The organism is Pseudomonas sp. HY2-MNA-CIBAN-0224 (genome assembly GCF_040310285.1).
In the GTDB taxonomy this organism is placed as follows: domain Bacteria; phylum Pseudomonadota; class Gammaproteobacteria; order Pseudomonadales; family Pseudomonadaceae; genus Aquipseudomonas; species Aquipseudomonas helleri.
Map to the genome: position 1 here is coordinate 17,569 of NZ_JBEOPQ010000014.1, position 12,583 is coordinate 30,151.

Genomic DNA, 12,583 nt, shown 5'->3' on the forward strand with positions numbered 1-12,583 from the left:
CTGATGAAAGTCAGGGCGGTTTTTTACCCAAAATATTTTTATTTATTGCCTGATATTTTTGAAGAAAAACACTGCGGCCTGGAACAATCGTTAGTATTCCTACACGCTTGGGTACAACTGTAGCCAGGGTGCTGTTTATTATTGGCGTCAATCAAGATGCACGTATCAGAAGTTCCTCCTTCAACTCGGCCATTGGCATTGTTATCAACACCGATAAACAAACACAACGCCGAGCCGCCGCCAATCGGTAACATGTCACACCGCACCCCGCCCAGCAGCGCCGGTCCGCCATTGCACAGCGCGGCGCCATAAGCTGGGGCTACAATGCCAAGCAGAATAAATAAAGTGCTGGCTATATAGTTGATGACCGATCTTTTTATATTGCCTCTTCTCATAACTAGTCCCTTTGGCTAATGCAAGCCTGAAATATTTCTGTTTTATAAGACTAGATTAAGAATCAAAAAATATTGTGTTCACACTTAATAAAGGAACTTTCTTACAGCTAGCTCTGTAATATCCAAACTCAGTGGGCGGCAGTGAAGATTTAAACAACTACGCTGAACTTGGCACATCAACTTTTCACAGGGAAGTGAAACATGCTGCCACGCCTCACCCATGAGCAACGCCAGTTCGCCCGGCGCTTACGCGTCGAGCAAACCGACTGCGAGTTACGCCTTTGGCAAAAAATACGCGCCAGACAACTGCTGAATCTAAAATTCCGCGGCCAGCATTTTGATGCGCAGTCGCTGGCCTACGACCGGCGTAGAACGGCTTACCTGCAAGGTCTGGGGATCACCGTGTTGAGGTTTGATAACCGGCAGGTGCTTGAACAAATGAATGAGGTAATGGAAGAGGTGTATCGCGTGGCCGGGCGAATGTTAAAAGCGCCCTCACCCAAGCCCTCTCCCTCCGGGAGAGGGAGCTGACCGGGTTGTTTCTGGATTCAATGGCACTACTTTCAGACTGTAAATATGCTCAAGCAACCCCCAATCGGTTCCTTCTCCCTCCGGGAGAGGGCTAGGGTGAGGGGCTTTTGCTCTCACGATTATTCGGGATGTTTCGCACAGCTTTGCCAATTGCTGCGTTTGCCGTACGGCGCCTATAGTCATCGCTCGCCCAAAAGGCGACCGGGTTTGGCGATCTGGGATGCTCAAGAATAATGCGTAATTGCTATATACGGCTGAGCGTGTATTTTGCTCGCTGTGCTTTATGGCTGCTGTGCGTGGGAGATCTTCGGATCTGCCGGGTTTTCTTGGGCTATACCGGTTCGCCAACCCGCGTACAGCGGCCACCTGTTTTTGTTTGGCGACGAAAGCGGATGGTTAAACTCTATGCCCAAGAGATTTACCCATGACTAACTCAACATACATCCCGCTCACCGCCATCGATTGCACCATCCCCGCCTTACTGATCGACCGCAACGCCCCGCTTGACGTCTTGCACGCCAATGCCACCGCCCGCGTACTGGCGGTGACTCAACTGATGGAAACTTTCTCCAGTCGCGACGTGCAAGATGCCGACGCCATCGACCTCAAACAACTCGCCACCACCGCCATGATCCTGCTGCGCGATGGCTGCGATCTGCTCAACGTCCTGGGCTGGCGTTTACAACCGAAATAAGCGAGATGGCTGGCCCTCACCCCAAGCCACTCCCAGAGGGAAAGGGGGCTGACCGAGTCGTTTACGACATCAGCGCCAAGGCCAGCAGACCGCAGCCAATCAACAGCAACCCCCAATCGGCTCCCTCTCCCTCGGGAGAGGGCTGGGGTGAGGGGCTTGCTTCACGCCTTGGCCGTTTCCAGCGCCATGTCCACGGGCTCCGGGCGTTTGATCAGGGCGTAGACCACTGCGGTCACCAGGCTACCCGCCACAATCGCCAGCAAATACAGCAACGCGTGGTTGATGGCATTCGGGATCAACAGCACGAACAACCCGCCGTGAGGCGCCATCAGTTTGCAGCCGAAGTACATCGACAACGCCCCCGTCAGCGCACCGCCCACGACGCTCGCCGGGATCACCCGCAGCGGATCTTTGGCCGCAAACGGGATCGCGCCTTCCGAGATAAAACACAGCCCCAGCACCATCGCCGCCTTGCCCGCTTCGCGCTCGGTCTGGGCGAATTTGCGACGTGCAATCAGGGTCGCGATGCCCAACCCAATCGGTGGCACCATGCCCGCCGCCATGGTCGCAGCCATCGGTGCATAACTTTGTGAGGCCAGCAAACCGACCGAAAACGCATACGCCGCCTTGTTGATCGGCCCGCCCAGGTCAACACACATCATGCCGCCCAGCAACACGCCCAACAGGATCGCGTTAGTGGTGCCCATGCTGTCGAGGAAATGCGTCAAGCCTTCGAGCATGCCGGCCACCGGCTTGCCGACCACGTAGATCATCACCAGGCCGGTGAACAGGCTGGCAAACAGCGGGATGATCAAAATCGGCTTCAGCGCTTCAAGGCTTTGCGGCAACCGCGCATAACGGCTGATCGCCTTGGCGCAGTAGCCGGCAATAAAACCGGCAATGATCCCGCCAATAAAACCAGCCCCCAAGGTGCTCGCCAACAAGCCGCCAATCATCCCCGGCGCCAGGCCTGGACGGTCAGCAATCGAATAAGCGATGTAACCTGCCAGCAACGGCACCATCAATTTGAAGGCCGCATCGCCGCCGATTTGCATCAGCGCCGCAGCCAGGGTACCCGGTTCTTTATAAGCGGTAATGCCAAACACAAAGGACAACGCGATCAGCAAGCCGCCCGCCACCACCATCGGCAGCATGAACGACACGCCAGTCAGCAGGTGTTTGTAAACGCCGGTTTTCTCTTGCTTGGCCGGTGCCGCACCGCCGGTTGCCGCGCTCTCTTGCCGACCTTCGGCCAGGGCTTTTTTCAGCGTGGCTTCGGCCTGTTTAAGCGCAATGCCGGTGCCGCAGCGGTAGATTTTCTTGCCCGCAAAGCGCTCAGTCGGGACTTCAATATCAGCCGCCAACAGCACCACGTCCGCGTCGCTGATGGCCTGGGCACTCAACGGGTTGCGGGCGCCAACCGAGCCTTGGGTCTCGACCTGCAAGTCGTAGCCCAAGCGCTTGGCCGCCTGTTGCAAGGCTTCTGCCGCCATAAAGGTGTGCGCCACGCCCGTCGGGCAGGCGGTCACGGCAACAATTTTAGGCGCGTGGGCCTGCTCGGTAACCTCAGCCTCAACGCTGGGGGCGGTGTACACCTGGGCTTCGTTGACGCCACGCAGCAACACGGCTTCAACATCTTGCAGGGCCTGGGCCGGGCTGCTCTGGAATACCCGCTTGCCAATAAAACGCTGCATGTCCAACGGCGTGCTGCTGACCACCAGCACCCACTCCGCTTCGTCGATGGTCGCCTTGGACAACTGACGCTCAGGGTGCTTGGGGTCATGCACTTCTACGCTGGTGCTCCAGCCCTGACGCTGCGCGGCGGCATCGAGCAAGCGGGCACACAGCACGCTGGTCACCATGCCGTTGGGGCAGCCCGTCACAATGGCTAATTTCATGTGTATCCCTCTTATTCTTGTGCCAAGGCGCGGACGTTGACGCCGCTTTCGAGCGTCACTAAATGCAGCGCATCGCTGATTCCAAAACCGATCTGGGTGACCGCCATTGCCGCAATCGCGGTTGCGCTGCGCAGGGTCTGTTCCGGGCTGTGGCCGCTGATCAGGCCGTGCACCATACCCGCCAGCAGCGAATCACCCGCACCGACCGTACTTGCCACACGCACTTTGGGTGGCAGCGCCTGCAAGGGTTGAGTCCCGCGGCTGAACCAGTTCACGCCGTCAGCCCCGTGAGAAATCACCACATGGGAAATCCCCAAGGTCTGTAGCTCGGTGGCGGCCGCCACTTGCGACTCCACGCTGCTGACCGGGCGGCCCAGCGCTTCACTGAGTTCTTCGGCATTCGGTTTGACCAGCCACGGGCCTGCACGCAAGCCTTCTTTCAAGGCTTCACCGCTGGTGTCCAGAATCACTTTGCAGCCCAAGGCTTTGAGGCGCAGCACCAATTCGCGCAACCACTGCGCGCTGACGCCACGTGGCAAGCTGCCCGCCACTACCACCGCATCATGGCTGGCGGCAATGTGGTCGAGTTTGTCGAGCAAGGCGTGTTGCGCCAGATCGTTCACGTGGGGGCCGGGGCCATTGATGTCCGTGACGCGGCCATCGTCTTCGGCAAGTTTGATGTTGCTGCGGGTTTCGCCCGGCACGCGGATAAAGGCGTCGGCAAAACCACGGCGCGCAAACAACGCATTGAAGGCTTGTTGATTGTCTTCGCCCAGAAACCCGCTGACGGTCAGCGAGTGGCCAAGGTCGGCCAACACTTGTGCCACGTTGAGGCCCTTGCCCGCCGCATGGCTGAGCAAGGCTTGGCTGCGATTGACTTCGCCGGGCTCCAGGTGCGGCACGCGCACGGTCAAGTCCAGCGCCGGGTTAAGGGTGATGGTGAGAATTCTGGCCATTACAGGGCCTCTACCAATGCGCGGACTTCGTCCGGGCTGCCGACGCTCAGGGCCTGTTCGGCCAGTGTTTTAAGACGTTCCATGTTCAACTCACGTACTCGTGCTTTAACTTCAGGGATGCTGCGGGCCGAGACGCTGAGTTCATCCACACCCATGCCCACCAGCACCGGCACCGCCAATGGGTCGGCCGCCAATTCACCGCACACACCCACCCATTTGCCGTGGGCATGGGCGGCGCGAACGGTGATGTCGATCAGTTGCAGCACTGCCGGGTGCAAGCCGTCTGCTTGTGCCGACAAGGTTGGGTGACCACGGTCGATGGCCAGCGTGTATTGCGTCAGGTCGTTGGTGCCGACACTGAAAAAGTCGACTTCCTTGGCCAGCACCGGCGCCAGCAAGGCGGCAGAAGGCACTTCGACCATGATCCCCAGTTGCAAGTCAGCCACCGGGATTTCCAGGCGCAAACGCTCAGTCATGTCCCGCGCCGCACGCCATTCAGCCACGCTGCCAACCATCGGGAACATGATGCGCAGCGGGCGGTTGTCAGCCGAGCGCAACAGCGCGCGCAATTGGCTTTCCATGATCTGTGGGCGCTGCAAGGTCAGACGAATGCCGCGCACCCCCAAAAACGGGTTTTCTTCTTTTTCGATGGGCCAGTATGGCAGGGGTTTGTCGCCCCCCACGTCCAGCGTGCGCACCACCAAAGGTCGCCCATGCAGGTCGTCCAGCACGCGGCGGTACTCGGCTTCCTGGGTCGCTTCGTCTGGCGCCTGGGGGTGAGCCATAAAAATCAGCTCGGTGCGCAGCAGGCCAATGCCTTCAGCGCCCTGCTCAACCGCAGCGGCCACGCCTTTGCTCTCACCGATGTTGGCGAACACTTCAACGGCGTGCCCGTCTAGCGTGACGGCCGGTTGATGGCGCAACTCCGAAGCGGCCAGCAAGCGCTGCTCACGGCTGTCACGCTCATCGAGAGCGCGTTGCAGGGCTTCCGCATCGGGGGCCACGTGCAAGCGGCCGCGCTGACCGTCAATCAACAATTGCGTGCCCGGCGCCAGCAACAACACGGCGTCACCGGCCCCCACCAGGGCAGGAATGCCCAAGGCACGCGCCACGATGGCGCTGTGGGCGGTCGCCCCGCCGCGTGCGGTCAAAATGCCCGCCACCCGCGCCGGGTCGAGGCGCGCCACGTCAGAAGGCCCGACTTCGTCCATCACCAACACGTAGGGTTGATCGGGTTCGGCCAGGTTTTCGACGCCACACAACTGCGCCAGCACGCGGCGACCAATGTCGCGCAAGTCCGCCGCACGCTCGGCCAGCAGCGCGTCCTGCAAGGACTCCTGCTGACGGGCCGCCGCTTCGATCACCGCCATCCAGGCGGCTTCAGCGCTTTCGCCCTGCTTGAGCCGCGAACCGACTTCATCGGTCAGTTCCGGGTCGTCGAGCATTTCCTGGTGGGTGATGAAAATCTCGCGAATGGCCTTGGACTGGCTGCGCTGGATCAGTGTTTCGATGTCTTGGCGCACCGCACCGATAGCACCCTGCAGACGCTCACGCTCAACGGCGGACGACTCGCCGCGCAGCGGGTAATCGAAGGTTTGCAGCACCTGAATGTGCGCCGGGCCGATGGCAATGCCCGGCGACGCCGCCACGGCATGGATCACGCTGCCTGCAGCCGGAGCCAGCACCACCTCAGCCATCTCGGCCAACGCTGGCGCGTGTTCCGCTTGCGCTGCCAGTGGCTCGACTTCTTCGCCCAGGCCCTCTTCAACCGCCGCCAAAATGGCTGGCAATGCGTCATTGGCAATGGTCGGTTCTGCGATAAATTCCAGCACCTGGCCACGACGGGCGCCGAGGCTGAGCAGTTTGCTCAAGCTCTTGGCAGACACGGCGCTGCCCTCTTGGCCATCGAGGATGCGCACACGAATATCGCCCTCAAAGCCCTTGGCCAATTGCGCGAGCACTTTGGCCGGGCGCGCATGCAAACCGTGGGCATTGGCCAGGGTGATGCGTGCACTCGGCCAATCGGCTGGCAACTCGCCGCCCAGGGCTTCGAGCACCGCACGGCGACTGGTGGCGCGGCCCAACTCTTGGCCACGCCCTTCAATCAGCAAAGCGCACAGGCGTTCAAGCAGGGCCTGATGCGCCTCGCCCAAACTGGCCAGGCAGAACAGGCCGCTGAGCGGCTGGCCAAGGTAGCGAATGGGTTTGTCTGGGGTCACAAACGCCAGCCCCGGGCGTTTGACCGTTTGCTCGCTGTGCAGCCACCACAGGCCATCGCCCAACGGCAGCGCTTCTGCCTGTTGCAGGACGGCGGCAAAACCATTGCTCACGCAATCGGCCTGGCGCAGTAAACGCGCACCGCGCCAAACCAGTTCTTCAAAGTCGTCGGCAGATACGCCAAGGCCGATCATCTGCGCGTCCAGCGCCAATTCTTGCGGGGCACCCTGGAGCAACTTGAGCAGAGCCTCTGGTGTGCTGGCACGGCGCAGGGCTTCACCCAGATCAGTTTCACCCAGCGCCCGGGTCAGCAGTTGCAAGAGGCGCAGGTGTTCATCGGACTTGGCCGCAATCCCGATCGCCAAGTACACAATCTGCCCGTCGCCCCAGTCCACACCCTGTGGAAACTGCAATAAACGCACGCCGGTGGTGTGCACCAGGTCGCGGGTTTCAGGGGTGCCATGGGGGATCGCAATACCTTGCCCCAAAAAGGTTGAGCCTTGAGCCTCACGCGCCTGCAAGCCATTCAGATAACCTTCGGCCACCAAACCATCGGCGACCAGTTTATCGGCGAGTAAGTGCAGCGCCGCAGACTTGTCCACAGCCGTTTGGCCCATGGAAATCTGCTCTATGGTGAGCTCGAGCATGCGTTCTCCTTTTCCGACGCTCAATGGCGCACGGTATTGTTTTGAATTATGTCAGCTTAGGTCGCTCTCCCCGGAGTGTGTCAGCAGATGTGTGGCAAGCACCCTGCTGTCGTGGGAAAACACCTTAAATCACGTAGGCTGAATCGTTTAATCAAGAAAGAACGGCACGTTACTGCATAATCGCTCGCGCTTGAAGCCCAACCTGTCGGTTTGATCGATGTCAACCGAGCGATGTTGCAAAAAAATACAGTGACCACAAGGCAGACGATGATCGACTGCCGTAATCGGTTAGGATTGACCACAATGTCGACACGTACTACAAAAAATAAGGAATTTTCGGCGTGAAGCTCAGTGATATTGCACACCTGGCAGGGGTTTCGGTGACTACCGCCAGCTATGTCATCAATGGCAAGGCCGAGCAGCAGCGCATCAGCAGCAGCACGGTCGAGCGCGTACGCGCAGTCGTCGAGGCGCATGGGTTTACCCCCAACCCGCAAGCCGCAGGCCTGCGTAGCCGGCACACGCGCACACTGGGTTTTATTCTTCCGGACCTCGAAAACCCGAGTTATGCACGCATCGCCAAGCAACTGGAGCAAGGCGCCCGTGCGCGTGGCTATCAATTGCTGATCGCCAGCTCCGATGACGCCCCCGACAGCGAGCGGCAGTTGCTCAAGCTGTTTCGTGCCCGCCGTTGCGACGCTTTATTTGTGGCCAGTTGCCTGCCACCGGAAGATGACAGCTACCGTCAACTGCAAGACCTCGGCATGCCGATCATTGCGATTGACCGGACCCTCGACCCGGCGCGCTTCTGCTCCGTGATCAGCGATGACTGCGAAGCCAGCCTGCAACTGACCCGCAGCCTGCTCACCCCTTTGCCGCAACAAATCGCCCTGATCGGCGCACGCCCCGAACTGAGCATCAGCCAGGCACGGGCGGCGGGCTTCAAACAGGCACTGGAAGGCTTTGAAGGTGAAATCCTGATCGAGCACGGCGCAGCCTTCAGCCGCGACTGTGGCCGCCGTATCATCGACGAGTTGCTGGAGCGTTTGGGGCATTTTCCTGAAGCGCTGGTTACAACCTCCTACGTGCTGCTGCAAGGCATGTTCGATGCGTTGCTGGAGCACCCTGATCACACGCCGCCGCTGCGCCTGGCCACGTTTGGTGACACGCAGTTGCTGGACTTCCTGCCGTTGCCGGTCAATGCCATGGGCCAACAGCACCCGCTGATCGCTGAAAAAGCCCTGGAGCTGGCCTTGGCAGCCATTGAAGATCGGCGCTACGAGCCGGGCATCCGGGCGATTGCGCGCACCTTTAAACAGCGCATTCAGTAGGTTGGCTGTATGCACCTGATCGACACCCACACCCACCTCGATTTCCCGGACTTTGACCCCGACCGCGCGTGTTTACTGGCGCGCAGCCGGGCGCTGGGGGTCAGGCAAATGGTGGTGTTGGGGGTGTATCAGGACAATTGGCAGCGCCTGTGGGACTGGGTCCAAACCGACCCTCAGCTCTACGCCGCCTTTGGCTTGCATCCGGTGTACCTGGAACAGCACCGGCCCGAGCATGTGCGCCAGCTTGGGCAATGGCTGGAGCGTCTGGCCGGGCACCCGCAGTTGTGTGCGGTCGGTGAGATCGGCCTCGACTACTTTTTACCGGAGCTGGATCGCGACGCACAGCAGGCGTTATTTGAAGCGCAGTTATCGCTGGCGGCAGACGCATTACTCCCGGCATTGCTGCACGTGCGACGCAGCCATGCGCCAGTGATTGCGACCTTGAAGCGTTTTCGGCTTAAGCGCGGCGGGATCATTCATGCGTTTGCAGGCAGCCGGGAAGAAGCCCGCGAATACATCAAGCTGGGGTTCAAATTGGGCTTGGGCGGCGCCGCGACCTGGCCGCAGGCATTGCGCCTGCGCAAAGTCATCGCCGACTTGCCGCTGGAATCCATCGTGCTGGAAACCGACTCGCCGGACATGGCGCCGTTCATGTACCCCAACCAACGTAATAGCCCGGAGCACTTGCCGGCTATTTGTGAAGCGCTGGCGGGAGTCATGGGGATCAGTGCCGAGGTGTTGGCCGAGGCAAGCACGGCGAATGCGTGTGAGGTGTTTGGCTGGGAAGCTAACTAAAACTCTGTAGGAGCGAGCTTGCCTCGCGATCTTTTAAACCAGCAAAAGATCGCGAGGCAAGCTCGCTCCTACAGGCGGTGGGTTTACAGCAGCAACGTCCACACCGCAAAGCCGGTGTACCACAGCACCGCCGCCCGCAGCAGCAAGGCCCACAACGTGTCGAGGCTGGCGACGCCTTCCGGGCCGACTTGCGGTGCCGGGATTTCAGCCGCGGCACAACCGGCTTTGTTGATCAGTTGTTCTGCGCTGATGTCCCAGCTCAGCAGTTCGTGCAACATCACCCGGGTGACCGCGGCAAAGTTGCCCACCAGTGCAAAACTCGCCGCCAGCAAACGCACCGGCAACCAGTCAAAGGCATGCCGCAGTTGCTGGGCACGCTCAACCAGCTCAGGGTTTTTACTGTGCTCGGCCGCCAGCGCCAGCAAGCGATAGCTCAGGGCCGCCACCGGGCCCAGCAGGAAGTACCAAAAAATCACCGCAAAAAAGCTCTGATACGCCTGCCACAGCAAATGGCTCTGCACTTTCTCAAGCAACTGCTCGCCGCTGTCTGCACGCACGCCAATGTCGCGCTCGGCCACATGTGCACTGGCTTGCAGATCTCCGCGCCGCCAGGCATCGCGAACCGGCCCCAGCCCCGCAAGCAGGTCACCCCGGCCCAGGCTGTAAATCAGCACCAACAGGTGCACCGGCAATACCAGCAAGCCATACGCCACCGGCTCCAGCACCCACAACAGCAGGCCGAGGACCAGCACCGGGAACAGAATCAGAATGGCCAGCACCCACCACGGCTTGTTCGCCAGTTTGGGGCTGGCCTCCAGTTTGTGCAGTTCGCGCAACCAGCCGCTGTCACACTGCAAACGCTGGCGCAGCGCCGAGAACTTCTCGACCAGAATCGCCAGCAGTAACACCACAAAACTCATTGCTTATCTCCTGTGTGCTGCAACGCGTCACGAAAGCGCATCCATTCAAAAGCCGGGCCCGGGTCCGTTTTGCGCCCCGGTGCGATGTCACTGTGACCGCATATGCGCTGCGCGGTGATCGCCGGGTAGACGGCTTGCAATTGCCGGGTCAAGGCTAGCAGTGACTCGTACTGCGCGTCGGTGAATGGCAGCTCATCGGTGCCTTCCAGCTCGATCCCCAAAGAAAAATCATTGCAGCCCTCACGCCCTTCGAAACACGAGATACCCGCGTGCCAGGCGCGATCAAGACACGAGACAAACTGAGTGATTTTGCCGTTACGTTCAATCAGAAAATGCGCACTGACCGTGAGCTTCTGGATGCCTTCAAAGTAGGGATGTTCAGTGAAGTCGAGCTGATTCTGGAAAAACTCCTGCACTTTCCCCGTGCCGAACTGGCCCGGCGGCAAGCTGATGTTGTGGATAACCAGCAGGGAGATCTCGCCCTCAGGGCGCGCATTGAAGTTGGGTGACGGGCAATGGCGCACGCCCTTGCACCAACCGCTTGCGGGGTCCAGCTGCATACAGGCTCCTCAACGACGCTAACGAAAGGCCCAGTATGCCGCGATGAACGCGGCGATGGGGAGCAATCTGCCTGCGGTGGATCAATGAGCGCTGTATTGGCCCAGGCTGCCAATCATCGATGCCAGGGCACGGTCGAACAACGGGCGGTCATCCAGTAACGAAATCGTCCCGCTGCGCAGTTGGCCGATCAAGTCGCTGCGGCTCTTTTCCACCACTTTCACACCACTGCGATTGACAAAAATGTGCCGACCTTCGGGCTCCATAATCGCAATCAGTTTGCAGCGCTGGCGGCAGGTCGAGTTGTTTTGCAGCTCGATCCAGGTGCCAATACGAAGCTGGCTGACCAGCAGCAAGCCCAAGTGATCCTGCTCATCCAGCGCCGACGGCAGGCCAGCCTCCAACGGGCGCAACCGGCGTGCCTGCAACTGCTCGTGGGCACGGGTACGATGCTCAAGCTGCTCGACCAGCCCGCGTTCGGCGTGAGTAAAGCGCAAAAAGTCATTCAGCAACTCTTCCAGCAACTTGGCCGTGCCAACGCAGGGGCAACGCGCCAGTTGCTTCAACAGCTGTTCGATTTCGCGGTACAGCGGCTCGTTGCGCACGCCAACGCTGTCATCCCAGCCAACCGCCGCATCAGCCATCACGTTCAACAGGCTGCGGGCCGGATGGCTGTCGCTGCTGAAGAAGTGCGGATCGAGCTGTGCGATCTTGAGCATGGGCTCTTGCAACTGGCCCATGAGCTTTTTCAACGGCGGCGCGAGGTTGCGATCCCTGCTTATATAGTCGAATAGCTTGCCGACCAACTGATTCACGTCTTCGCCCGCCACTACCGACTCATGCTGGTGCCCGGCCTTGCTTGAGCTACAGCAGGCGATCCCGGTCGAGATCTCGGGCAGCACGCCCGTGGCCACCAGCAATTGGTTGGCATCGGCGTACAGGCGTGAGGTCTGGCTGAGCAGGTACTTTTCGAAGAGCTGCAACATGATCAGTTTGACCTTGAGATCAACGCCCTGATCGCGTTCAGCCTGCAAGAAGTACTCGCAGAGCATGGCCGGCCCCAACGGGTTGGTGTGCTCATTGAGCGTCACCCAGCTCAAGGTGTTGAGGCGCGTGGTCAAGTGGCAAAGGTCCAGCTGATCCCGGGCCAGCACTTGAGTGACCATCGCATTGATCGCTTGATCACGCTCGCTGTCGACAATGACCAATGAAAAGGCGCTCTGTGTCGGCACAGGGTCCTGCAAGGCGCTTTCGCTGGTATCTGGCTGGGTCAGTTTGAGGAAGGCGAAAAACAGTCGCTCAAGAAAGCTGCGCTCGATGTTTTTACGCTTGAGCCGCACGTCGCGCATGGCTTCAAAATACAGGCTTTGCTCGGCGTCACTGCGGGCCTTGTCGGCCATTGCAAACAGGGTTTCGTCGGCATTGTCGAACAGCACTTGCAGTTCGTATTTCAGTTGCTGTGCGGCCTTGTCATGCACCTGCAACAGGATCACAGGCAGGCGGGTAAGCGGCGAATGCATCGCCAACTCCGTAGAGGTCCTGTAGCCAGGCCCCACTTTCCCGTCATTTTGCATCCTGCCCTCCAGTAATGGTTTCGATGCCCCGTGAAATGCACGTGACTCATGGGTCACGCCTGACGCT

At 59.8% G+C, this 12,583-nt stretch carries 11 protein-coding genes; 4 read left to right on the top strand and 7 right to left on the bottom strand.

Features of this window, described 5'->3' with window-relative positions:
• Positions 1-38: 38 nt before the first annotated feature.
• Positions 39-395, bottom strand: coding sequence for a hypothetical protein (locus AAEZ03_RS09370; protein ID WP_148070719.1), 357 nt, complete (start codon positions 393-395; stop codon positions 39-41).
• 201 nt (positions 396-596) lie between these two features.
• Here AAEZ03_RS09370 and AAEZ03_RS09375 point away from each other — a divergent pair, with 201 nt between their 5' ends.
• Both AAEZ03_RS09375 and AAEZ03_RS09380 read left to right on the top strand, forming a co-directional pair.
• Complete coding sequence (locus AAEZ03_RS09375; protein WP_350577994.1) at positions 597-926, top strand: DUF559 domain-containing protein; 330 nt, start codon at positions 597-599, stop codon at positions 924-926.
• A 424-nt stretch (positions 927-1,350) separates the two neighbouring features.
• Complete coding sequence (locus tag AAEZ03_RS09380; RefSeq protein WP_123751314.1) at positions 1,351-1,620, top strand: short-chain dehydrogenase; 270 nt, start codon at positions 1,351-1,353, stop codon at positions 1,618-1,620.
• 161 nt (positions 1,621-1,781) lie between these two features.
• Here AAEZ03_RS09380 and AAEZ03_RS09385 read toward each other — a convergent pair whose 3' ends face one another.
• From AAEZ03_RS09385 to ptsP, 3 genes are read right to left on the bottom strand one after another with little or no spacing between them, the layout of a single operon-like run.
• The gene (locus AAEZ03_RS09385; RefSeq protein ID WP_153336931.1) at positions 1,782-3,518 is read right to left on the bottom strand and encodes a PTS fructose-like transporter subunit IIB; all 1,737 of its coding nucleotides are present in this window, start codon (positions 3,516-3,518) and stop codon (positions 1,782-1,784) included.
• An 11-nt stretch (positions 3,519-3,529) separates the two neighbouring features.
• A complete protein-coding gene (gene pfkB / locus AAEZ03_RS09390) occupies positions 3,530-4,474 on the bottom strand; it encodes a 1-phosphofructokinase (RefSeq protein ID WP_350578002.1) in 945 nt (314 codons plus the stop codon).
• Positions 4,474-7,338 carry a phosphoenolpyruvate--protein phosphotransferase gene (gene ptsP / locus AAEZ03_RS09395; RefSeq protein ID WP_350578005.1) on the bottom strand — a complete coding sequence of 955 codons (2,865 nt, stop codon included), beginning with the start codon at positions 7,336-7,338 and terminating at the stop codon, positions 4,474-4,476. The genes pfkB and ptsP overlap by 1 nt, the downstream gene beginning before the upstream one ends.
• A gap of 341 nt (positions 7,339-7,679) precedes the next feature.
• Between ptsP and cra the strand changes: the two genes are divergently transcribed.
• Both cra and AAEZ03_RS09405 read left to right on the top strand, forming a co-directional pair.
• Positions 7,680-8,669: a catabolite repressor/activator gene (gene cra, locus AAEZ03_RS09400; protein ID WP_273218569.1), complete on the top strand. Its 990-nt coding sequence runs from the start codon at positions 7,680-7,682 to the stop codon at positions 8,667-8,669.
• Positions 8,670-8,678: 9 nt separating this feature from the next.
• Positions 8,679-9,464 (top strand): TatD family hydrolase, encoded by a 786-nt coding sequence (locus AAEZ03_RS09405; protein ID WP_350578008.1) that lies wholly within the window; start codon positions 8,679-8,681, stop codon positions 9,462-9,464.
• 83 nt (positions 9,465-9,547) lie between these two features.
• On the opposite strand, the gene ampE is transcribed toward AAEZ03_RS09405, so the two are convergent.
• The 3 genes from ampE to AAEZ03_RS09420 form a co-directional block, all read right to left on the bottom strand.
• Positions 9,548-10,384, bottom strand: coding sequence for a regulatory signaling modulator protein AmpE (ampE, locus tag AAEZ03_RS09410; RefSeq protein WP_350578010.1), 837 nt, complete (start codon positions 10,382-10,384; stop codon positions 9,548-9,550).
• A complete protein-coding gene (ampD, locus tag AAEZ03_RS09415) occupies positions 10,381-10,944 on the bottom strand; it encodes a 1,6-anhydro-N-acetylmuramyl-L-alanine amidase AmpD (protein WP_153326848.1) in 564 nt (187 codons plus the stop codon). Before ampD ends, ampE begins: the two co-directional genes overlap by 4 nt.
• Positions 10,945-11,025: 81 nt before the next feature.
• A complete protein-coding gene (locus AAEZ03_RS09420; RefSeq protein WP_502947917.1) occupies positions 11,026-12,462 on the bottom strand; it encodes a DUF1631 family protein in 1,437 nt (478 codons plus the stop codon).
• Between the last annotated feature and the right edge of the window lie 121 nt (positions 12,463-12,583).